The organism is Rhodococcus sp. RS1C4, assembly GCF_002258225.1.
Classification (GTDB): domain Bacteria; phylum Actinomycetota; class Actinomycetes; order Mycobacteriales; family Mycobacteriaceae; genus Rhodococcoides; species Rhodococcoides fascians_E.
In genome coordinates, this window is record NZ_NOXZ01000017.1 from 229,768 (window position 1) to 248,628 (window position 18,861).

43 protein-coding genes, 2 tRNA genes and 1 pseudogene are annotated in these 18,861 nt (G+C 59.4%); all 46 read right to left on the reverse strand.

Annotated features, from left to right (window positions below):
* Nucleotides 1-185: 185 nt before the first annotated feature.
* Nucleotides 186-258, reverse strand: a tRNA-Asn gene (locus CH289_RS07760).
* A 462-nt stretch (nucleotides 259-720) separates the two neighbouring features.
* Nucleotides 721-790: transfer RNA gene (locus tag CH289_RS07770), tRNA-OTHER, on the reverse strand.
* A 301-nt stretch (nucleotides 791-1,091) separates the two neighbouring features.
* Nucleotides 1,092-1,277: a hypothetical protein gene (locus CH289_RS27965; protein ID WP_143545060.1), complete on the reverse strand. Its 186-nt coding sequence runs from the start codon at nucleotides 1,275-1,277 to the stop codon at nucleotides 1,092-1,094.
* Complete coding sequence (locus CH289_RS07775; protein WP_143545061.1) at nucleotides 1,274-1,888, reverse strand: hypothetical protein; 615 nt, start codon at nucleotides 1,886-1,888, stop codon at nucleotides 1,274-1,276. Before CH289_RS07775 ends, CH289_RS27965 begins: the two co-directional genes overlap by 4 nt.
* 37 nt (nucleotides 1,889-1,925) lie before the next feature.
* Nucleotides 1,926-2,162 carry a hypothetical protein gene (locus CH289_RS07780; protein WP_143545062.1) on the reverse strand — a complete coding sequence of 79 codons (237 nt, stop codon included), beginning with the start codon at nucleotides 2,160-2,162 and terminating at the stop codon, nucleotides 1,926-1,928.
* Nucleotides 2,163-2,455: 293 nt separating this feature from the next.
* On the reverse strand, nucleotides 2,456-2,641 hold the full coding sequence (locus CH289_RS27970) for a hypothetical protein (RefSeq protein WP_143545060.1): 186 nt from the start codon (nucleotides 2,639-2,641) through the stop codon (nucleotides 2,456-2,458).
* Entirely contained in the window at nucleotides 2,638-3,252 is a 615-nt protein-coding gene (locus tag CH289_RS07785) for a hypothetical protein (protein ID WP_143545061.1), read from the reverse strand. The genes CH289_RS27970 and CH289_RS07785 overlap by 4 nt, the downstream gene beginning before the upstream one ends.
* Nucleotides 3,253-3,289: 37 nt before the next feature.
* On the reverse strand, nucleotides 3,290-3,526 hold the full coding sequence (locus CH289_RS27975) for a hypothetical protein (protein ID WP_143545062.1): 237 nt from the start codon (nucleotides 3,524-3,526) through the stop codon (nucleotides 3,290-3,292).
* A gap of 167 nt (nucleotides 3,527-3,693) precedes the next feature.
* Nucleotides 3,694-4,236: a ParB/RepB/Spo0J family partition protein gene (locus CH289_RS07795; RefSeq protein ID WP_094727682.1), complete on the reverse strand. Its 543-nt coding sequence runs from the start codon at nucleotides 4,234-4,236 to the stop codon at nucleotides 3,694-3,696.
* Nucleotides 4,236-4,595 carry a hypothetical protein gene (locus tag CH289_RS07800; protein WP_143545063.1) on the reverse strand — a complete coding sequence of 120 codons (360 nt, stop codon included), beginning with the start codon at nucleotides 4,593-4,595 and terminating at the stop codon, nucleotides 4,236-4,238. Before CH289_RS07800 ends, CH289_RS07795 begins: the two co-directional genes overlap by 1 nt.
* Complete coding sequence (locus tag CH289_RS07805; protein WP_094727684.1) at nucleotides 4,592-4,936, reverse strand: dATP/dGTP diphosphohydrolase domain-containing protein; 345 nt, start codon at nucleotides 4,934-4,936, stop codon at nucleotides 4,592-4,594. The genes CH289_RS07800 and CH289_RS07805 overlap by 4 nt, the downstream gene beginning before the upstream one ends.
* Nucleotides 4,933-5,553 carry a 5' nucleotidase, NT5C type gene (locus CH289_RS07810; protein WP_179276759.1) on the reverse strand — a complete coding sequence of 207 codons (621 nt, stop codon included), beginning with the start codon at nucleotides 5,551-5,553 and terminating at the stop codon, nucleotides 4,933-4,935. Before CH289_RS07810 ends, CH289_RS07805 begins: the two co-directional genes overlap by 4 nt.
* Nucleotides 5,550-5,879 (reverse strand): hypothetical protein, encoded by a 330-nt coding sequence (locus tag CH289_RS28225; protein WP_179276760.1) that lies wholly within the window; start codon nucleotides 5,877-5,879, stop codon nucleotides 5,550-5,552. The genes CH289_RS07810 and CH289_RS28225 overlap by 4 nt, the downstream gene beginning before the upstream one ends.
* Entirely contained in the window at nucleotides 5,876-6,040 is a 165-nt protein-coding gene (locus tag CH289_RS28230) for a hypothetical protein (RefSeq protein ID WP_179276761.1), read from the reverse strand. The genes CH289_RS28225 and CH289_RS28230 overlap by 4 nt, the downstream gene beginning before the upstream one ends.
* Nucleotides 6,040-6,231 (reverse strand): hypothetical protein, encoded by a 192-nt coding sequence (locus tag CH289_RS07815; RefSeq protein WP_094727686.1) that lies wholly within the window; start codon nucleotides 6,229-6,231, stop codon nucleotides 6,040-6,042. Before CH289_RS07815 ends, CH289_RS28230 begins: the two co-directional genes overlap by 1 nt.
* Nucleotides 6,228-6,626, reverse strand: a complete 399-nt coding sequence (locus tag CH289_RS07820) for a RusA family crossover junction endodeoxyribonuclease (RefSeq protein WP_094727687.1) — start codon at nucleotides 6,624-6,626, stop codon at nucleotides 6,228-6,230. Before CH289_RS07820 ends, CH289_RS07815 begins: the two co-directional genes overlap by 4 nt.
* Nucleotides 6,623-6,751: a hypothetical protein gene (locus CH289_RS28685; RefSeq protein WP_256977071.1), complete on the reverse strand. Its 129-nt coding sequence runs from the start codon at nucleotides 6,749-6,751 to the stop codon at nucleotides 6,623-6,625. The genes CH289_RS07820 and CH289_RS28685 overlap by 4 nt, the downstream gene beginning before the upstream one ends.
* Nucleotides 6,748-6,948, reverse strand: a complete 201-nt coding sequence (locus CH289_RS07825; protein ID WP_143545064.1) for a hypothetical protein — start codon at nucleotides 6,946-6,948, stop codon at nucleotides 6,748-6,750. The genes CH289_RS28685 and CH289_RS07825 overlap by 4 nt, the downstream gene beginning before the upstream one ends.
* Nucleotides 6,945-7,121, reverse strand: a complete 177-nt coding sequence (locus CH289_RS28235; RefSeq protein WP_179276762.1) for a hypothetical protein — start codon at nucleotides 7,119-7,121, stop codon at nucleotides 6,945-6,947. Before CH289_RS28235 ends, CH289_RS07825 begins: the two co-directional genes overlap by 4 nt.
* A complete protein-coding gene (locus tag CH289_RS07830; protein ID WP_143545065.1) occupies nucleotides 7,118-7,432 on the reverse strand; it encodes a hypothetical protein in 315 nt (104 codons plus the stop codon). Before CH289_RS07830 ends, CH289_RS28235 begins: the two co-directional genes overlap by 4 nt.
* Nucleotides 7,433-7,571: 139 nt before the next feature.
* Nucleotides 7,572-7,985, reverse strand: coding sequence for a WhiB family transcriptional regulator (locus CH289_RS07835; protein ID WP_094727690.1), 414 nt, complete (start codon nucleotides 7,983-7,985; stop codon nucleotides 7,572-7,574).
* A complete protein-coding gene (locus tag CH289_RS07840; protein WP_256977072.1) occupies nucleotides 7,982-8,344 on the reverse strand; it encodes a hypothetical protein in 363 nt (120 codons plus the stop codon). Before CH289_RS07840 ends, CH289_RS07835 begins: the two co-directional genes overlap by 4 nt.
* Before the next feature lie 79 nt (nucleotides 8,345-8,423).
* The gene (locus tag CH289_RS07845; RefSeq protein WP_094727691.1) at nucleotides 8,424-8,696 is read right to left on the reverse strand and encodes a DUF7213 family protein; all 273 of its coding nucleotides are present in this window, start codon (nucleotides 8,694-8,696) and stop codon (nucleotides 8,424-8,426) included.
* Nucleotides 8,689-8,892: a hypothetical protein gene (locus CH289_RS07850; RefSeq protein WP_094727692.1), complete on the reverse strand. Its 204-nt coding sequence runs from the start codon at nucleotides 8,890-8,892 to the stop codon at nucleotides 8,689-8,691. The genes CH289_RS07845 and CH289_RS07850 overlap by 8 nt, the downstream gene beginning before the upstream one ends.
* Before the next feature lie 2 nt (nucleotides 8,893-8,894).
* Complete coding sequence (locus CH289_RS28240) at nucleotides 8,895-9,299, reverse strand: hypothetical protein (RefSeq protein WP_179276763.1); 405 nt, start codon at nucleotides 9,297-9,299, stop codon at nucleotides 8,895-8,897.
* Nucleotides 9,299-10,510 carry a hypothetical protein gene (locus CH289_RS07860; protein ID WP_094727693.1) on the reverse strand — a complete coding sequence of 404 codons (1,212 nt, stop codon included), beginning with the start codon at nucleotides 10,508-10,510 and terminating at the stop codon, nucleotides 9,299-9,301. Before CH289_RS07860 ends, CH289_RS28240 begins: the two co-directional genes overlap by 1 nt.
* The gene (locus CH289_RS07865; RefSeq protein WP_094727694.1) at nucleotides 10,507-10,728 is read right to left on the reverse strand and encodes a hypothetical protein; all 222 of its coding nucleotides are present in this window, start codon (nucleotides 10,726-10,728) and stop codon (nucleotides 10,507-10,509) included. Before CH289_RS07865 ends, CH289_RS07860 begins: the two co-directional genes overlap by 4 nt.
* Nucleotides 10,725-10,925, reverse strand: a complete 201-nt coding sequence (locus tag CH289_RS07870; protein ID WP_094727695.1) for a hypothetical protein — start codon at nucleotides 10,923-10,925, stop codon at nucleotides 10,725-10,727. Before CH289_RS07870 ends, CH289_RS07865 begins: the two co-directional genes overlap by 4 nt.
* Nucleotides 10,922-11,971, reverse strand: a complete 1,050-nt coding sequence (locus tag CH289_RS07875) for a hypothetical protein (RefSeq protein ID WP_094727696.1) — start codon at nucleotides 11,969-11,971, stop codon at nucleotides 10,922-10,924. The genes CH289_RS07870 and CH289_RS07875 overlap by 4 nt, the downstream gene beginning before the upstream one ends.
* 215 nt (nucleotides 11,972-12,186) lie before the next feature.
* Nucleotides 12,187-12,621: a single-stranded DNA-binding protein gene (gene ssb / locus CH289_RS07880; protein WP_094727697.1), complete on the reverse strand. Its 435-nt coding sequence runs from the start codon at nucleotides 12,619-12,621 to the stop codon at nucleotides 12,187-12,189.
* 13 nt (nucleotides 12,622-12,634) lie between these two features.
* Nucleotides 12,635-12,940 (reverse strand): hypothetical protein, encoded by a 306-nt coding sequence (locus CH289_RS07885; RefSeq protein ID WP_094727698.1) that lies wholly within the window; start codon nucleotides 12,938-12,940, stop codon nucleotides 12,635-12,637.
* Entirely contained in the window at nucleotides 12,937-13,443 is a 507-nt protein-coding gene (locus CH289_RS07890; protein ID WP_094727699.1) for a nucleoside triphosphate pyrophosphohydrolase family protein, read from the reverse strand. Before CH289_RS07890 ends, CH289_RS07885 begins: the two co-directional genes overlap by 4 nt.
* Nucleotides 13,440-13,703, reverse strand: coding sequence for a hypothetical protein (locus CH289_RS07895; protein WP_094727700.1), 264 nt, complete (start codon nucleotides 13,701-13,703; stop codon nucleotides 13,440-13,442). The genes CH289_RS07890 and CH289_RS07895 overlap by 4 nt, the downstream gene beginning before the upstream one ends.
* Nucleotides 13,700-13,966: a hypothetical protein gene (locus CH289_RS07900; RefSeq protein ID WP_094727701.1), complete on the reverse strand. Its 267-nt coding sequence runs from the start codon at nucleotides 13,964-13,966 to the stop codon at nucleotides 13,700-13,702. Before CH289_RS07900 ends, CH289_RS07895 begins: the two co-directional genes overlap by 4 nt.
* Complete coding sequence (locus CH289_RS07905; RefSeq protein WP_143545067.1) at nucleotides 13,963-14,232, reverse strand: hypothetical protein; 270 nt, start codon at nucleotides 14,230-14,232, stop codon at nucleotides 13,963-13,965. The genes CH289_RS07900 and CH289_RS07905 overlap by 4 nt, the downstream gene beginning before the upstream one ends.
* Before the next feature lie 412 nt (nucleotides 14,233-14,644).
* The gene (locus CH289_RS07915; RefSeq protein WP_094727704.1) at nucleotides 14,645-14,905 is read right to left on the reverse strand and encodes a hypothetical protein; all 261 of its coding nucleotides are present in this window, start codon (nucleotides 14,903-14,905) and stop codon (nucleotides 14,645-14,647) included.
* A gap of 40 nt (nucleotides 14,906-14,945) precedes the next feature.
* Nucleotides 14,946-15,119: a hypothetical protein gene (locus tag CH289_RS28245; protein ID WP_179276764.1), complete on the reverse strand. Its 174-nt coding sequence runs from the start codon at nucleotides 15,117-15,119 to the stop codon at nucleotides 14,946-14,948.
* On the reverse strand, nucleotides 15,116-15,361 hold the full coding sequence (locus tag CH289_RS07920; RefSeq protein WP_094727705.1) for a hypothetical protein: 246 nt from the start codon (nucleotides 15,359-15,361) through the stop codon (nucleotides 15,116-15,118). The genes CH289_RS28245 and CH289_RS07920 overlap by 4 nt, the downstream gene beginning before the upstream one ends.
* 121 nt (nucleotides 15,362-15,482) lie before the next feature.
* The gene (locus tag CH289_RS07925; protein ID WP_143545068.1) at nucleotides 15,483-15,893 is read right to left on the reverse strand and encodes a hypothetical protein; all 411 of its coding nucleotides are present in this window, start codon (nucleotides 15,891-15,893) and stop codon (nucleotides 15,483-15,485) included.
* 116 nt (nucleotides 15,894-16,009) lie between these two features.
* Nucleotides 16,010-16,309, reverse strand: coding sequence for a hypothetical protein (locus tag CH289_RS07930; protein ID WP_094727707.1), 300 nt, complete (start codon nucleotides 16,307-16,309; stop codon nucleotides 16,010-16,012).
* 167 nt (nucleotides 16,310-16,476) lie between these two features.
* Nucleotides 16,477-16,686: a hypothetical protein gene (locus CH289_RS07935; RefSeq protein WP_094727708.1), complete on the reverse strand. Its 210-nt coding sequence runs from the start codon at nucleotides 16,684-16,686 to the stop codon at nucleotides 16,477-16,479.
* A gap of 49 nt (nucleotides 16,687-16,735) precedes the next feature.
* Nucleotides 16,736-17,113 (reverse strand): hypothetical protein, encoded by a 378-nt coding sequence (locus CH289_RS07940; protein ID WP_143545069.1) that lies wholly within the window; start codon nucleotides 17,111-17,113, stop codon nucleotides 16,736-16,738.
* Complete coding sequence (locus tag CH289_RS07945; protein ID WP_143545070.1) at nucleotides 17,110-17,439, reverse strand: hypothetical protein; 330 nt, start codon at nucleotides 17,437-17,439, stop codon at nucleotides 17,110-17,112. Before CH289_RS07945 ends, CH289_RS07940 begins: the two co-directional genes overlap by 4 nt.
* The gene (locus CH289_RS29010) at nucleotides 17,436-18,173 is read right to left on the reverse strand and encodes a DNA cytosine methyltransferase (RefSeq protein ID WP_094727711.1); all 738 of its coding nucleotides are present in this window, start codon (nucleotides 18,171-18,173) and stop codon (nucleotides 17,436-17,438) included. Before CH289_RS29010 ends, CH289_RS07945 begins: the two co-directional genes overlap by 4 nt.
* Nucleotides 18,170-18,307, reverse strand: a complete 138-nt coding sequence (locus CH289_RS28250) for a hypothetical protein (protein ID WP_179276765.1) — start codon at nucleotides 18,305-18,307, stop codon at nucleotides 18,170-18,172. Before CH289_RS28250 ends, CH289_RS29010 begins: the two co-directional genes overlap by 4 nt.
* Nucleotides 18,308-18,462: 155 nt before the next feature.
* Nucleotides 18,463-18,861 (reverse strand): annotated as a pseudogene (locus CH289_RS28255) (hypothetical protein); the annotation flags it as partial.

An 18,861-nucleotide genomic window follows, 5' to 3' on the forward strand; every position in this document is an offset into this window, starting at 1 on the left:
CCGGGACGGGAACACGTTCGTCTATGTGTCTGCCCGGTGCCATGACGTTTGCAGCTACGCAACAGTTTCCAGCAGCTACGCTTTCACCCTGGCCAAGGGTGTCCTGTCCGTCATGCACATTGCGCGCCGTGTCCGTACGCGCACACTCTGTCACCACCAGCATCAGCCGCTAAACCGATGCTTTGCTACCCCGGCAGGAATCGAACCTGCAACCGTCTCCGTAACAAGGAGATGCACTGCCAATTGTGCTACGGGGCAAAGACCGACACCATAAGGATGCCGGTGGGTATTTTAAAGCTCGTACCGCGATTCCTAGGACACGGCACGGCGTTTACTGCCTTGGGGATTTGGCTACGCGGTGAAGCGTGCCAGTGATCGCGCCAAGGTCAAACTCTAGACGGCCAGTTCCATGTGCGCGGGGAGGGCTCTTCGTCAAACGGGACTGCGTATTCCCGATAGTCGCCACCCAGGCCGTGTACCAACAGGTCGATTGTGGTGTCATCGGGAAGTTCTGGAACAAGGTCCGCTGGCCTGCCCTTACCTGACAGGGTGCCATCAGGCGACGGACCCCAACGTTCGATGACGTCAAGGTTGGTGGAGTCGCGTGTGCGCAACACGATTGCGGGTGAGGTGATTCCGTCGCCGTTGCGGGATGCGTAGATGACGATGCGTCCTGGTGTGGGAGGTACTGTCACTGGGGCACTTCCTTGGATACTCACGTCGGCCCGCCGAGAATCGAACTCGGGTCTCCCCTGCGCGGGGGCGCTCTTGCCATTTAAGCGACGGGTCGTTGCCCCCGGTATTACACTGCCGGGAGTCAGTGTCGAGTTTGATACCCCAGCTCCGATGACTGGAACACCCCGCGTAGCCATATGGTCTCCGGGTGCATCTCGCACGTCCTGCGAGCCGTTGAACGCCCCACCTGCAACCCGCGAATCACGGAGAACCACCCTGCAACATGACGCTAGGGAGGTGGGGCGGCTGAAAACGGAAGGCGTATTCATTCCGTTCAAAGCCTATAGATCAACCCTATCAACACAGCGGACACGCTACGCCATGTGCGGACCTTGCGGCATGACCTGGCATTTCAATCAATCGAGGTCATCCAACTCTGCTTTGAGCCGATCCGCCTGCGACTGTGCAGCTCTCGCCGACGCGGCACATACACGTGCAAGATCGCCGTTCTCCTCCGCAGCCCAATTACATGCGCGTTCCGTGTACCTAAGCACGAGCTTCTCGTACTTGTAGATCAGTCGGCGTAGTTGTCGCTCACTCATGCTGCTGCCTTTCGTGAGCGTGCGTAGGCGAGACTGTTTTCGGCGCGTTTGATCTGTTCACGCCACACCGCTCGCAACAAGTGATCGTCATACTCGACACCCATCGGGCCGATGCGGGCGATCCTCGGATTCGATGCACGCCAACGACGCAACGTGCGTTTATCCCTACCCACCAGAGCAATAGCTTCCGTCTCGGATAGCCATGTACGTGGATCGGCTACGGGCCAACGCTTCTCATGCAAGGCGCGGATCGGCTGCCACCGTTCCAGAATGTTGTCGCAATCCCACTCCGGGATATCCTGCTGTGCGAGATACTGGATGCGCTGTCCGACAGTGCCGCGGAAGTAACTCTGCAATCCGTTGAGCATCCACGTCTTGTGAAACCCGTACGCGTTGGACCAGTAGAGGACTTGCTTCTCTTCAGCTACCAACGCGTCGATGGGGTCTATCGCGAGCGGGGGACGAGACGACGGCTTCGCATGACTACTGCCATCCTCTGCCCCCCGCTGATGGGTTGGCGCAATCCACTGCCGTATCTCCAACAACTGCATCGGCGTGTTGCAGATGAGTTGGTGGATGCGGTGTTGGTTGGGGGTGCGGTCAACGCTCATGGGTTTAATTATGGGAGTCCAGTTGCACGCCTTGACGTTAAGCGGCGCGCACCTTTTCGCGATAGTACCAACCATCCCAGCCCTCGGGGACATCCGGGAACGCTCGGAGATAGGCGTCCAACTGTTCGTTCATTGCGTCCGTCTCGCTGACCGTCAAGAGATGGTCAGGACTGCACAACAGTCTCTCGCCGTCCCAGATCCACTTCCACAGTCCGCCATAGCGAGTGTCTGCCACTGCGAGCATGTCGGCGTAGGAACGTTCAACCCCGTCCATCTTTGTAAGGTGATAGGTGCCGAGCGTGGCAATGGTCTTGCCGTCTTTACGTCCAGCCCATAGCGCATCCACTTATGGTCTCCGGGTGCATCTCGCACGTCCTGCGAGCCGTTGAACGCCCCACCTGCAACCCGCGAATCACGGAGAACCACCCTGCAACATGACGCTAGGGAGGTGGGGCGGCTGAAAACGGAAGGCGTATTCATTCCGTTCAAAGCCTATAGATCAACCCTATCAACACAGCGGACACGCTACGCCATGTGCGGACCTTGCGGCATGACCTGGCATTTCAATCAATCGAGGTCATCCAACTCTGCTTTGAGCCGATCCGCCTGCGACTGTGCAGCTCTCGCCGACGCGGCACATACACGTGCAAGATCGCCGTTCTCCTCCGCAGCCCAATTACATGCGCGTTCCGTGTACCTAAGCACGAGCTTCTCGTACTTGTAGATCAGTCGGCGTAGTTGTCGCTCACTCATGCTGCTGCCTTTCGTGAGCGTGCGTAGGCGAGACTGTTTTCGGCGCGTTTGATCTGTTCACGCCACACCGCTCGCAACAAGTGATCGTCATACTCGACACCCATCGGGCCGATGCGGGCGATCCTCGGATTCGATGCACGCCAACGACGCAACGTGCGTTTATCCCTACCCACCAGAGCAATAGCTTCCGTCTCGGATAGCCATGTACGTGGATCGGCTACGGGCCAACGCTTCTCATGCAAGGCGCGGATCGGCTGCCACCGTTCCAGAATGTTGTCGCAATCCCACTCCGGGATATCCTGCTGTGCGAGATACTGGATGCGCTGTCCGACAGTGCCGCGGAAGTAACTCTGCAATCCGTTGAGCATCCACGTCTTGTGAAACCCGTACGCGTTGGACCAGTAGAGGACTTGCTTCTCTTCAGCTACCAACGCGTCGATGGGGTCTATCGCGAGCGGGGGACGAGACGACGGCTTCGCATGACTACTGCCATCCTCTGCCCCCCGCTGATGGGTTGGCGCAATCCACTGCCGTATCTCCAACAACTGCATCGGCGTGTTGCAGATGAGTTGGTGGATGCGGTGTTGGTTGGGGGTGCGGTCAACGCTCATGGGTTTAATTATGGGAGTCCAGTTGCACGCCTTGACGTTAAGCGGCGCGCACCTTTTCGCGATAGTACCAACCATCCCAGCCCTCGGGGACATCCGGGAACGCTCGGAGATAGGCGTCCAACTGTTCGTTCATTGCGTCCGTCTCGCTGACCGTCAAGAGATGGTCAGGACTGCACAACAGTCTCTCGCCGTCCCAGATCCACTTCCACAGTCCGCCATAGCGAGTGTCTGCCACTGCGAGCATGTCGGCGTAGGAACGTTCAACCCCGTCCATCTTTGTAAGGTGATAGGTGCCGAGCGTGGCAATGGTCTTGCCGTCTTTACGTCCAGCCCATAGCGCATCCACTGTGAACCCTGATCCACTAGTGCCGTTTGTGCGTGTTTCGGGACGGAAGGCGTAGGGCTTCTGGGAGGGCGTGAACTTGTCGACTTTCGCTAGGCTCATGCGTCGGTGATCTTTCCCGTGTAATTGAGTGGCTTCACCTGCAACCCTTCAGCCTCAAACCGTGCCAACAACTTCGACTGCGCCTTCTCCGTCGCGCATTCGATCAGCACCCCGCACACTGTCGGTGTCACATCCGACTCCGGTTCATCCTCACCGTCATCATCGGGGTTCAAACCGTCCAAGAGCTTCTCTAGCTCGTCGTCATCGAAGCCTGTCGCTGCAAGATCAGGCAGTGATTCGAGGAGGTCAACCAATGCTTGGTTGTCGTAGTCGGCTTCGTCGCTGGACTTGTTATCCATGAGGTTGACGCGGATCGCATCCTCGTCGCTGTAGTCGACAAGGTCTATGCGAATCTCCGTCCACCCCAGCCGCTTCGCAGCTTCCAGTGTGTGATTGCCTGCCAGCACAACCATGCCACGCCTGTTGACCGTGATGGGCTTGTACTGGCCGAGACGATCCAACGATTCCATGATGGTGTCGACGTCACCACGTCTGGCATTGCCAGGGTATGGGGTGAGGTCGTTGATGGGGTGGAGCATTAGGCATCATCCTTCGGGGTGAGCGTGTCGAGTTCTTGGCGGATCAGACCGGCGAAGGTTTCGGCTTCAATGTAGGCGGGAAGGTATGCCTCCGAATCCTTGTGACCTGAGAGTAGGTCGACTCGCAGGTCTGCGAACGCTTCGAGTCGGTTGAGTGCCGCGAGGGCTGCCGCGCCCTGCACCTGCTCCACCACAACACCACCCAAACCTTGCACCTTCTTCTCCTCCCGCACCCACTTCTGTTCCCCGACCGCTGTACCCCATTTGTCGAGGGCTTCCTTGTAGGTGTAGCCCATGCCCCAGGGTTCGTCGGGGTTGAGTTGTTTGGCGTCGATAGCTTCCTGCACCGTCATGCTCACGACGTCACCTGCTTGCTAGGGCGGTTGTCGAACTCGGGGTGCGTATGCATGTACTCCAACATGGCGAACGCATGCCACGCCACCGAGGCGAGGTGGGGAGCGCCCGTCTCCTCGTCGTGGTCCTCGCCCGACCAGAACTGCCACAAATGACGGTTCAAGGCAGCGAACGAGAGAGACCAGTCGTAACCGCCTTCCCAGTTCCGTTCCGCATACTTCTCTGCACCCTTGCCGTACAGCTCTGCGAGATCCTTCAGGGGTCCAGCGGGCACCAAATCGTACCGGGCTAGCTTGCTGCCCTTCTGTGCACCCGTTGAGGATGTGACTCGGGTTTCGGTCGTCACGACGCATTCTCCTTCGCATGGAATTGGTTGACGAACTCGGCAAACTCTGCGATCGACGAAACTCGTCGGCGTCTGAGATCGAGGTGCTGGCCGTCGCCGAAGTGATCCACAGAAACCAAGTTTTCGTCGCGGTTCCAAGGGCGGTCGTACAGTACGGGAACGCAACCTGACTGTTCGAGTTCGTCGTAGTTGCTTAGCTTGTCGTCGATCATGAGTTCAGTGCGGACAACAGTTTTGTCGCGGCTAAACGTGAGTGTGTCGTAGGGGAAGTTGGCTTCTGCGAGCCATCGGGCCGTAGCTTCGTGACTGATGCCAGGATGGCGGCCGAAGGATCGGTCGGTGATGACATGCAGGGTATGCCCCTGCTTCTGTAGGCGACGTAGATGGGTTAGGTCTTCGGCGTTCGGCTGGTTGTGATTCCAGAGCGTTCGAGCGTTGGCTGCGTCGTGGCAGTGGCCTACGAACTGCTGGTCTGTGATGCCCCATTCCCTATAGAAGTACCAGGTGTTCTGCGGGCTGAAGGACGCGTCGTCCCATCCTTCAGCGGACAGGTGGCTTCTGAAGGCTGCACCGAAGTCGTAGAACACTCCGTCTAGGTCGATCCCGATGCGGCTCAATGCTTGTGCCTCCTGTTGAACATGTCGATGACCGGGGCGAATCGACGCTCTTCCGGCAGGTACGGGTTCGGGTAGTTCAGGATCTTGTTGACCTTCGCCATATGCGAGGCGTACTTCGGGTCCACTCCGTAGCGGTCGTCGCGCAAATCCACATCCAAGTCCACCATCTCCGCGCGATCCACCACACACTCCGGTAGCTCGTTCGCGTATTCGCGGATGAGGAAGGACGCCCATGCCATGCCCTTTGCGAACTCCGAACTGTGCGCGGAGGTAGCTTCGGCGTCGATGATGCCTGCGGCCTGCTGTAGTGCTTCAGCGGTGTTCATCGGACCTCCAGGGGTGTGCCGATGCGGATGGTTCCAGCGAACGGGACGGGGATGTGGAGCGTCCAGTAACCGCCGTTGGTGAGTAGTCGCCATTTGAGGGTGCGGGGGTAGGCGATGTCACGCCACCTGTTCAACCAGGACGGGCGAGGTCTGTACGTCATCACTGTAGCCATCCCAACTCGTTAAGTCCGTAGGTGAATGCTCCTGCGCCAGCGATGATGACTGCACTGAGTGCGATGGATCCGCCTACAACGAACAGCGCTTCTCTTGCGCCCATTTCGTGGATGGCGAGGGCGAGTCCGCCAATGAGGAGAAGCGCCAGTATTGCTGCGCCGATGATGAGGTAGATCATTCGGGGTGGCTCCTGAGTGTGTCGTGGACAGTGATCTCCAACCAGATCGCCGGCACACCTTTGCGGTGGATGACGGGTTCTGGTCGGGACATTCGCGTGTAGTCGTCGTCTTCAACCAAACCCGCATCAACTAGGCCATCGGCTATCGGCTTGAGGATGGCGAACAGGTTGTCGCTGTCGCGTCGGGCGTTCGTGCGTGGCCGGTAGTGAAGTTCGACTGCGACGTGTGTGCAGTTGCGGGGCAGGTTGGCGTGCAGTGCTTTCGCCATAGTTGTTTGCCGTAGCTCTGCGATTTTGGAGGCTTTCGCCATTGCTGCGCCTCGGGTCGCGCCACGATCATTGAGGGATAGGATCGGGCGCGTCCAGGGTAGTTCGAGGATGATGGGCGCGGTCATTGGAAGTATCTCCAGAGTGCGCGGGCTGCGTGGACTACAGCGTCGATGAACAGGAATGCGCCGATGGCGAGGGCGGCGAGGATGGCGAGTCCTGCGAGGGCGTCGAACACCACATCCCCCGTCATCCCTTGCGCTCGAATCCGCAACGCAGGCAATAGTCCTGGACGTACTTAAGGTCCATGGAGGTGAACTTGTGGCTACCGAACACGCGGCAGCGCCAGGGGATGTGCGGTTTGTCGCTCATCGATAGGGTGACGACGATGGCGGTGAGCGTGAGGCAGGCAATGAAGGCGATGAGCACTGCCGTGGATGTTCCGCTCATGGTTCGACCTCGATGTCTTCGTTCGGATTCAACACCAGCCGCAAATGTGGCCGGTATTTGTTGCGGATCATCACACTGGACGCGTTGGCGTGGACGGCTGTGATGTGGTGAAGTTTCTTGTCGCGGACGAGTGTCATGCCGACCTGTTGCGGCCCTAGCTCGGATGCCTTCACGCTGCACGTACTCCGTCCACGTCTTCATCCCAATCCCGAATCCCCTTCAAAACTTCACTGTCGGAGATAGTGGGGGTGTTGAACTTGACGGAGTCGGTTTCATGCGTGAGTGCCGCGTTCAGTTCGTCAACGAGCGTGGTTGGCTCCATCTCCAGGAACTCCGCAATCCTGGGGCCTTTCCAGCCGTTGCGTTGCATACGCAGGACTGCTGCGGGTTCGATGGCGACGATTGCACCGTCTGTGTCGCAGGTGGTGGCGAAGCGTTGCGGCTTCACGTCTTTCGGGCCGTAGTCATCGGTCGGCACAGTCACTTCGAGGTCTCCTCTTCGCCGCAGTCGATGCAAAGTCGACCGTCGTAGTTTGGGTCAATGTGTGCGTAGTAGTGCGAGCCGCCCTCCGCGCCAGGGCATCCACTTCCGCCACTGAAGGTGCAGGCAATCACTTGAACAGTCATGCTGCTGTGGCCTCCAAATCGAAAAGTGGAACATCATCAACACACGCACGCGCCTGCATCTCCGCCTCCGTAGCCCGCGCTACAGGTATCCGCCCGGATGCAATCACATTCAACGTGTCACGGGTTTTTCGGTCACCACGGCAGATAATCCCCGCTGCGACAACACCATCCGCTACCCATGATCCTTCCGCATCGAACCCTTGCCCTGACGTTAACGCTGCCCGAGCGCATTCGCGTTTGAAGGGGCAGGTGGTGCAGGTTGCGAGGGCTTGATGCGTTTGGATGGAGAGTTCCCAGGTGTCGGGTGGGTTGAAAGCGTCGGGTTGGTGGAAGCCGGGTTGTCCTTTGCAGGGGGCTTTAGTTCGCCAGTGGTTATCGGTCGCGGCAACACCAAACAGTTCGTCCGTCATGCCGCAATCTTTCTTGCCGAATCAGTAAACTCCCATTCGACGTAGTCCTCACAAAATGCGGCCGTTATCGGTCCAGACATTCCGATCTCAGCCTCGCCTTTGTGGTCGTCGATGCAGTCGAGGTTCGGGCAGACGCAGTCGTTGTCAAACCATGCCTGCATCCAGCATTCGTCATGCGGTGCAGGTGGATGCCCATACTCGGACTCGTGGTCCGCGTCCCAGCTCTCACATTCGCAGTCTGGGTAGCGGTGGCAATCGGCGTTACGGTCGCAGTGGCACGTGAACTCGAGACCGTCCTCGGTGATGCGCACGGTGTGTCCCGCGATGATGTCTACGGGTCGGGGTTCTGTCTGGGTCATGGCAGTGACACCTTCCGGGAATTACATGCGTGTAAGTACCTGCCCAGTATTGCGCACTGTGCACACTCAGCGCAACCCCTCAATCATCATCGATGTCACCGCAGTCACACAAGCGTTGCCGCCACTTATGCAACCCCGCCTCTAGCAGGCCATCGGTGACGTAGTCGGGTTGTTCTACACGCCCGATGACGTCAACAGCGGACGTGTCGCGTTGATCCAGCCTGCGTGAGCCGATGATGGTGACGTAATCCACCGGTGTCCAACCGTGATCGCCGTTGACGGTGTCGATGGTGTTGGCGAGGTGGTGGAGGGCTTTATCGTAGGCAGCCCACGCCTCATCCAAATCACTCACGGCCCCACCTTTCATCCGGGTAGTCGAGGGGTCTCCGAAACCCGAAGTCGAACTGCCCGTTCACGTTGTCGGTGTTGGCGAGGATGGCAGCCTTCGACGGCTCTTCGACTGCTGTGGTGTCGCGAAAGAATTGGGTGTGCCATACGTAGCCGAATGCTTCGATGGTGGCCTTACCGAAACTGACATGAATGTCCACTGCTAGCGCTTCCCCTTTATTTGTCTGTCAACGAAACTCATCGCGTGGGCGTGGGTACCGAATCTCCACTCGCGCCGTACAGGTGACGGGTCGTTCGGTTGCGACACCCACCAGTTGCGCCACCCATGCTGGCCGACCGGATAGTCCGAATAGATGCGCCAACGCTTCTCAAACTTGCGCTGTGCAATCCACTGACGGATACCCTTGCGGATCGCCAGAGTGTTGACGAAACCGTATGCGCACGCGGACATGATGAACCCGTACTGCACGGTTGCGAGAGCATAGGCGATCCACGCGAACTGCACTGCAAGCCCGACTGCGTAGCCTGCCCATCGTGTGCGGCCTTCGCGGGTGGTGAGGTATAGCCCGGTGACGCCTACGCCTGCGAGGATGAATGACCACCACATCAGAGCACGCTCAGATCTGACCAGCCCCGCGCCGTATGAGTACCAATCAACATGCCCATCAAACCGGGCGGAGACCACACACCGAACTGCTCCAACATGTACTCGGAGGATCGTTCCGCCTCCAACGCGGGGCAGCCGAAAAGGGTGCGGCCTTCGAACTCGTTGGAGTACATGTGGTGGTAGTGCGCCATGATCCACAGTGGTACGTCGCCGTACTGTTGCGTGTTGCCGAGGATTTGGCGTTCGATGGCGGATTTGGTGCGGATCTCCGTGGACCCGCCCTTGCCTTTCTCCACGTAGCCGTGTGAAAAGTAGGTGTCTTGACCGGAGAGGTTGACGACGACGCCGGGTGCACCTTCGCCGATGGTCCAGTCGATATGCGGTCCACCGAATGCCTCAGCCTCATCGAACAGTTTCTTCACTTGGCGAGCAACGTGCGTGGAAGCATTGTCGTTGCGTGTGGTGACTGGATCCTTGGAACCGTTGCGTGTCCACTCTCCATGATTGGACACCACAGACGCAGCCGATAGGGGCAAGTTCAGTTTCGCGTACTCGCGCAGCGTCCACACGCGCATGTCGTAGTCGAGTTCCAGCTGCTGCGAGAGGTTCAACTCCACAGTGTGGGGCTGGTTGGCGTAGTTGTTGCACACGCCTTCCGTCTCATCGCCCATGAACGTTGTGTGGATGCCAGCGGGCGCAAGCCCTACCGAGATGAGTTTCTCGATGGCTGCGACGTGACCGGTGACGCCGCGTTTCCAGTTTTCGACGGCTTCTTCGGTGCCTTTTTTGCCGAGTTGCGGGTCTGCGGGGAAGTTGGCGTAGGTAGCGTTGATGCCGCGACCGACCGTTGCAGGCTTCGGTTCCTTGCGTGGGCGGGTGAGCGCGGACCTCCACTGCTTCACCGTCTCCGGGTCGATCTCCTCCCCAGTCTTACGCCTGAAACGTGCACTGTAGGCGTACAACTGGATGGAGTCCCGGCTACCGTCTTTGCTACGGGCGGATTGCTGCCAGGTGGACATGCGCACCGTGTCATCGACTACCTCGAACAGTGAACCGTCCAGGTTGAACAGGTCGAAGACGGCGGTCCAGTCCCGGTTGGCGATCGGCGCATTCACTACAACGTTGTTGATGGTTGCGCCGGCACTGGATACTTCGATGGACCCTTTTTGTGCGGGTTCGGTTTCGGGTTTTACGTGGTCTGCGAGGCTCAAGGGTGTTCCAGTTCTTTGAGGTGCCTGCGGAAGGTGGTTTCGGAGGCGGGGAGGCCGAGGGCGCGGCAGGCTTGCCACAGGTGTGATGTGGGGTAGTTGCGGTCGATGAGCGACCAGAAGGTGTCGCGGTCTTCGGTGTTGAGGGTGTTGAGCCATTGGGTGGTGCTGGTGGGGGCAGCCTTGGTGGACTGCCCCGCAACCAGCTCAGCGAGACTCATCGTTTCCCCGCGACCGCTGCAACGGCCAGGATGATGACGCCGAGGATGAACAGTCCTGTGGATGCGATGAGTGGCGTGAACACCCACCACCAAGACAGGTCAGCGAGGTTCGTCAACTTCAGGGCGAGGAGGAGCAGGAAGAGTGCGCCGAAGAATCCGATGCCTCTGCGTGCGGGCGTTGGGGTTGGGTTGCTCATGCGCGACCCGACTTCTGCGCGAAGATTCCGTTGAGCGTGAACGCCGGATTGGGGTCCGTGTAGTAGGCGCGCACCTTTTCGGCGTCAGCCTTCGCCTTCGCTGCGAGCCGAATATCTTCGTACTTCTGCGTCATGGTTCGCGCTGTGGCTTCCCATGCCTGTGCTTCTTCGGTTTTGCGGAGTGCGAGGTTGTTGGCTTCCTCCACCCGCCCCTGCAACGTCTTGATCTTTTCCGCTGCGGATTTCAGGTCGGCAATCGCCGAATCGTAGTCTTTCTTGCTCACCACGACGCCACGGTATTCGTCGAGCTGAGCTTCGAGCTGCTGGACCTCCGACGCCTTGTCCCTGAGCTGATTCACCGCCGTGTCGAACGTGCGGCGCTCTACGCGGTCACCGATCTTCTTGTCCAAGTCATCGAGAATCGCCTGATGCTGATCACGGCTGATGTAGTCGCTTGCCACCCGAAGATTGTTGGCAACATAATGCTTCAGGCTTGCGAGCAGGTCGACGTCGGTGGACTTGCCGGGGATCTCGCCCGTACTGCCCCGCCATGAGCTGCTCGGGATGTAGCGGATCGCTTCGGCGATGGTGTTGTGGTCGCGGATCTGTTCTGATCGTGCGGCTGCGGCGTTGTTGAACTCGCGCTGCGTGTTGTCGTTCGCCTTACGCAGTTCGCCCTTCAGTCTGACAGCTTCAGTGAAGGCGTCGTTGTAGCGGTTGCTGGCGCCGGTGGCGGCTCGCTTCGCCACACCCAACTCCGCATCCAGCTTGCGCGCCTTCTGCCCCTCAAGGATCGCTGCATCCGAGAGTGCCGCAACAGTGTTCGGTATGTCGAAGTCGCGCTTACCTCGGTCGGTGAAGTAGCGTTCGCCATCTTCGTCGCGGAGGAGGTTGGCGGGCGCTTCTTCCCAGAGGTAGTCGCGGATCTGGTTGAGTGTTTCGTCGCCGTGGGCTGCGCTGCCAATGACTGCACCGAGTTCGCGAATGGCGTCGAATGCTTCGTCGTATGCGGCGTCTATGGCGGTGTTCGTTTTGGTGGTCGTCATGGTGTTCAGCGTATTACGTACTGTGCACGCCTGACGTTAACGACGTGCAGCCCCCAACCTGTGAAGGCTGGGGGCTGCTGTGTGCGGGATGTCAGGTGCCGAGTGCCCACTGTGGGACTGCGTAGCGTCCGTGGGGGTCTTCGACTATGGCGGTTGTGTGGTCGGGTTCTGCGATGAGGGTGACGGGCCAACCGTCAACAGTCGTCAGCATCGGCTTAGAAGGGCGGCTGAGAATCGCCAGCAGGGCCGGTCGCCCACGGATCACTGCCGCCCGAAGACTGCTGCTTCTGCCCGCCTGAACGGTTCGCCTTCTGCACCTGCGCTGTAGCGAACCTGAGCGTCGGCCCGATCTCGTCCACGTCGATCTCCAACGCCAACCGCTCCACCCCATCTTTCTCGTATGGGCGGTTCTTCAAGCGGCCTGTCACGAATACCTGGTCGCCCTTACGGAGGCTCTCGGACACGTGCTCTGCGTAGTCGCGCCAAACATTGCAGCGGAACCATGTGGTGATGCCGTCGACCCACTGTTCGTTCTGTTTGACGCGTTCGGTGACTGCGACGTTGATGTTGCAGACCGCTACTCCTGCGGGGGTATAGCGGAGTTCGGGGTCTTTGCCGAGTGATCCGATGATGGTGGTTGTGGCGCTCATGTGTGGTGGTCTCCTAGTTTTCGATGTCGTCGCGGGCTGCGAGGGATTCAGTGGAGGGTGGGGTGTGCAGTTTCCGGTCTGCGTGCACAAGCTCCCAGGCTTTACGCCCTAGTTCGCTGTCGTCTCGCCCCGTCGTCGCGAGGAAGGTTTTGAGGTCGCGGCCGATGTGGCAGTTGCGTGTGCGGATGCTGTCGATGTCGTCGGCTTCAGCACGCAACGATTCGACTGCTTCGTCGTAGCCTTCCGGGGTTTCCGCGATGGGCCGCTGTGCGAGGAATCTGGCGGCGAGTCGGTAGGCTTCTGCGGTGTCGATGCTCACGCGGTCTTCACCTCCACACCAGGCTCCACCCAACCGAGGGTCTCCAACGCGCCCTTTATGTTCGGCGGTGTCCACCCTGGCGGCTTCGCGATCTTGCCATCAGCTCGCCGGTAAACCTTGCCGTCGACAATCTTGGAGAGGTTCGACTGGGTTACCTGGTCGGCGGTGATGGTTGTTCCGATGCGACCGATGGCTTCGAGGTTGCCTCCGTGCGCGATCACCTGAATGTCGTGGTTAGCGTCCACATACTCGGGCAGGTTGAACCGCCCCTGGTTGATGGCCTTGCCGATGGTCCACTCCACGTCATTTTCTGCGACGTCATCGAGGTATTCGTCGATGTTTCCGAATCCTGCTGCTTCGACCAGCTCTTCGACTTCTTCGAAGAGCAGTTTGAGCCGTAGCGCGATGGTCTCGGGCGCGGGGATTGCGGGCACGTCGGGGATGGGGTGTCCTGCGGCGGTGAGGAACTGTTCGGTGCCGTCGAGGATGTTCGGGAAGGTCACTGTGGGGGCTCCTTGATGGGCTGCCATTCAACCCTGGTGTAGGCGTCCGGGCGGTCAGCGTGTGGACGGTAGATCACGGACATGTCATCCAAGCCGAGGATGGTGCCGGCTTGGTTTTGGACGTTGTTGAGGAGGATTCGGCGGGTGTCTGGTGTGACTTGTGAGGTGTAGGTGAGGTGTGTGTGCCAGTGGATGACGCCGTCGCCGTCTTGAATACCGTTGGTAATGTTGACGAGCAGTGACGGTTCGATGCTGGTCATGCTGCGCGCCTCACTTCGAACGAGTCATCCTCACCCATCATCCGCCTACCCCACGACTCCAACTCGTTAAGCATGTCGCGGGCTTCTTCGATGACTTCGAGGTCGTAGGGGTCGCCTGTTTCGGCGATGGTTTCGACGTAGATGCTGGTTTGGGGTTGGCCGTCGCTGTCGTAGATGTTCCACCACTGTTGCTTCGGGTCTCCGAGTTCTGCGGTGTAGGTGTAGCCGTCTGTGTGCTCGAATTCGACTGTCCGGGTGCTCATGCTGCGACCTGCTGTGCGTCACGGATGATGGTCGCCTGCCGTACCGCCACAGCCAAGGCGTCGTCGATGTCACCAAACGGATCCGACACCCACCAACGAGTGCGCTGGTTCGGTGCGGACGTCTGCCATTCAAGGCTGTCATGGTGCTGCTGCCAGTCGTCGGGGACTCGCACGCGGACGGTGTAGCCGAAGGAGTCACGGCTGATGTTCCATTGCGCGCCATTACCGTTGCGCCAGTCATCGGTGATACCGAGAAGCTGATCCAAGTGTTGAGCGTTGTTCACTGGTTTTCCGTTCTGTCGTTGGGTGGCCTGGCAGGGCCGGGTCGCTAAGAGGGCAAAGAGAGCGAGATGTGAGCGGACGCGAGCTGGCCTTCAGGGACCAGGCCGAACCCTGGGTGGCTTCGAATCTGATCTGACAGTTTGCCTGGATGCTTTTTGACTAAGTGGTCTGCGAGTACTCGCTTGGCGCTTACGGATTCGAGCACCTTTTCTGCGTCCAGGTTCTCGTTCCAAGCTAGACCGAACTTGGTTCCGCATTCCGGGCAGTCGTACGAGACGCTTAGCTGCGTTCCGCTTAAGAGCTTTTCGGTGTGGATGGGACTTGTCTCAATGGCGAGCATGTCGGCCTTCCGATCGGTGATGTCCGTCTGCCTCACGGCGATGGACGAAGGGGGTGTTAGATGCGTTCCGCTTGGAATGCGTCGGGGCGGAGTGCGGTCACCTTGTGGGTGGGCGAGGTCATCTCGTGTGCACAGGTGTCGATGGCGTCGATGATGTCGGCTTCTGCGATGTCGACGTATTCGGCGATGTGCGCGTATCGGACCCAGCCGTCGAAGGTGGCTCCGCGGGTGTTGGCGTCTGCGTGGGCGATCATGTCGTGGGCTGCGAGGATGTTTGTGAGGTGGCGGTTGGTGGTGGGGGCTGCGGTGTTTGTCATGGTGTGAACACTATCGCATGGTGTGCACAGTGCGCAACGGTTAGGCGAGAGCTTTGCCTGCCGGATGCCGTTTCATCGAACGCCAAAGGTCACTGCGCTCCCGCATCAGCGCGTCACGTCGGCGTCGGGCTTCGGACTCGGCCCGCTGCATTTTGAGGACTTCGACGATTGCTTCGTTGATTTCTACGTTGAGCTGTTCTATGCGGGCGTTCATGCTGCCCCCGTCGTGTGCCACCAATAGTTTCTGTAGGCGAGGAATGGCTGCTTGTTGCCGTCCAGGAGTGCATTGACTGCGTAGGCTTCGTCTTCCAACGCGGCCTCGCGAGCGTCATACTCGGACAGCAGTTGTGGGATGCCGTCTTCGTCTTCCAACCGTTCCTGCTCCCACTGGCGTTCGTCGGCTTCGGTGGGATCGTTAGGGTTGGTGATGTCAACAGTGGGTGGATAGAAGCTCATGCGGTCACGTCCTTGTGTCGACGGTCGGCGTTCACCCGGATACGTGTGTCAGCCATGAGCCGGCGTCGTGCTGCACGGGACAGGTCGGGTTCATCCAATTGTGGTCGGCGGTCGTGGTGTTTCATGCCCGAACCAACAACTTCTGCTGTGCTTCACGGAAAGCGACGGCGCGGTCTTCGAATGCCGCCTCGGGGTCATACCATCGAGCAGCACGCTCCTCTGCCGATTCTGCGACTGCGATCGGATGCTGCCTGCGAAATCGGGCTTCGATGTCGAGCTGAATGCCGATGCGTCCGCCAGCTTGGTGGTGGAAGCGAATGAGGTTGTCGCGCAAAGTGCGGAGTTCCTCTGTGTCTCCGTCGCGTTTGGCGAGTGCGCGAACGGTATGGAGGACGGTACGTTTACCGCGTGCTGCGCGTGTGCCGCGGATGCCGTCGAAGGTGTGGCGTGTGGGTTCCCAATCGGGGTCGGCTGTGCGGTTGAAGGCGACGAGCCTGCGCATGTAGTCGATGGTGTTGCTGATGCTGATCATGGGGTTTCCTGTCTGTTGCCGGTCTGGCAGGACCGGGTGTGCCTTGACGATACCTTGCGTGTGCACAGTGCGCAATAGCAGTCTGGCCCCGAACCGTGAGGTCCAGGGCCAGAGAGTTACTTGCGGGTGGTGTTGAGTGCGTGGCGGTGTGCGGACATAATCGCCGCACAATGCGCGGTCGGATCATCACCGTGCCGGATGTTCGCGTACACGCCTTGCCCGCGGATGACACCGTCGCGTGTCCATCCTGTGGCGTGGTGGTCGTGGGTGCCGAATACTGCTGTGCCGTCGTTGTCTTGGCGGTCGGGTTCACGGTATTCGAGGACCACATACCGCTCCAGGATCTCCTGCGCGGCAGCCACCGGGTTAGCGTCGTGGCACTCGATGATGCCGGCGAGGTCGTCACGGATGCTCACAGCAGTACTCCAATCGTCGTGACGATGCCTGCCCATAAGGCGAGGGATGCGGGGATCGCGTAGGCGAGGCCGTGGATGGGGTTGTGGTGCATGGTGTTCTGCTTTCTGTCGGGTGGCTGGCAGGCCGTGTTGACGATAGCGCAGCATGTGCACACTACGCAAGGACGCTACTGGTCCTCCTCGGCGGCAGCAGCGGGGCCGACGATGCTGTATCCGGCGTCCGACAACCGCTCCGACAGCACCTCTGGTAGGTTCTCGGCGATCTCCGCCGCGAAAAAGGCTTGATCCTTCGGGTTGTCATCGACTGGTCCATAGCCGTCCAGGAATCCCGCAACGTAGCCCTTGATCGACTCTGCGATGATGTCGATCTCGCTCACGTCTTTCCTCCTTCAATGCTGCCATTGGTGACTGGCGCGGTGTGTGTTGTCATTCACGGGTCTTGGCTTCACTGGTTTGCGAGATCAGTGCTCTCGGTTTGTTGAAACCGTTCCTGACCAGCGCCATCACTTGATTTCGGCGGTCTTCCGATGCCGGATTACCGCGGGTTATTGCCAACGTACCTACGGGTGCTGGTTGCCGTCGTCGTTCCCGGATGATCTTTGTTAGATGTGCGGGGACGAGGTATTCGGTGGATTGCGCCCGGTGATATCTGAGTGCTGCGTGTGCTTCGTCTGCGGTCCAGGATGCGTCGTGTGCGGCTTCGAGCCATTGGGAGAGGACGAGTCGGTCGAGTTGCCGGTTGTCGATGATCTGGATTTTCTGGAGTAGTTCGGTCATCTGATCGGCGGTCATTGGTGTGTTCATGCTGCGTGTCCGAGCTGTGAACGGTTGTTGTCGCGGAGTTGTTCGACGAGTGCGTTGATGTGCGCGTCCGTAGTCGCATAATCGTTATCGTTGTGCTGCGGTTCGTCGTTGACGCATCCAGTGTCGGCTGCGCAGAGTTCGAAGATTGCTGTGATGTTGTCGCGAATCAGCGTGCGGCGTTCTTCAACTTTCGCGGCGTGCGCTTCGAGGCTCATCTCAACTCTCTTGGCGTTGTTCTCTTGGAATTGGATCCATCCTGTAATGGGTTGGCGGTAGTCGAGCCAGCCGTGCCATTGCCGCCGATGCTCGTCGCACATTCCACTCACTGGACGCTCCTGTCGTAGTTGATGATTAAGCGGCCGAAGTGTTCGGATACTGCTGGGACGACGGCGTTTCCAAGGGCGTGTAGGGCCGGCTGCACCAGCCTGCGGGGAATCCCATGAGCCACTCGATCCATGTTGGGTTCAGGTAGCCAATCGGGCCTCCGAGCGCTCCGACTGCTTCTTCCAGGTTGATGTTGGAGCGGCCCTTCCGTGGCGGGTTGGTTCGGATCCTGGACATCGTTGATCTGGGGGTAGGCCACGATGAAGACTCGTTCGCGGCGGTGGGGAGCGCCGAAGTCTGAAGCTCGGACAGTTGCCCATTGCGCATTGAACCTGAGGACGTGAAGGTCACTGAGGATTTCCCCGAATGCGTCTCGATCTCGAACAAGACGTGAGACGTTTTCCAGGAGGATGTAGCGGGGTTGTAGTGCGCGTATGACGTTGAGAGTCCAGGGCCAGCCCCATCGTTCATCGTGGATGCCTTTCTGTAGGCCGGCTTGGGAGAATGGCTGGCAGGGGAAGCCTGCGCAGATGAGGTCGACGTGGGGTCGGGGTTGGGATGTCCACCATTCTGCGGTTGTGCGGACGTCGTTGTGTTGGGGCGTGTTCGGCCAGTGTGCGTGGAGGATGCGCCGGCAGTATTCGTCGAGTTCGACTTGTCCGACGACTTCCATTCCCGATCGTTCGAGTCCTAGCTCGAGCCCGCCTATGCCAGCGAAGAGGGATAGGACGTTCATGCGAGTGTTCGCCGGATGAGTTCGTCGGTGAAGAACGCTTCGTTTTCCGGGTCTTTGAGTTGGCGGGCGATGCGTGCGGCTTGGTGGAGTTCGTCGTTGGTCATGCCAGCGAGAATGTCGGTGTCGTCGTTCATGTGCGTTTCCTGTCGTTGCGCCGATGGCAGTCGGCGGACGTGTCACTGGGTAGCGATTGCTGCCCTTTCGATCTGATACTGAGGCACTTTTAGCCGTTTCGTGGGTTCCGGTGCCCGCGAGCTGAATTTAGCACACTGTCGCGCACTGTGCACGGTTACGCAATCAACGTTTGCTGCCCGTCGTCAACCACCGTCAGATGTCGGGCGTGCTCCGGGATCGGTATCCCTGCTGCTTCGAGGATGCGGATGTCCGGGTTGTCCTTCATCGCTTCGGCTTCGGCGTAGTTGCGCATCCGCTTGGTGATCTGCGGTGCCCCGTACGCGCCCCTGGTCGGCTCTGTGCGGGCCGTGCGGGCTTCGATGTCAGCTTGGGCTGTGCGCATCCATTTCCGCCACGTAGCGAGCCAGTCAAGCTTTTCAGCGGTTTTGCCGGGTTTGGCTAGCCAGTAGTCGACGAAGTTGGCGGTTTCGCGTTGGAGGTCGACGTTGGGTGTTTCGGGGCGGAGGGTGTCGACGGCGTGGCGTGTGGGTTGCCAGTCGGCGTGGATGCGGGT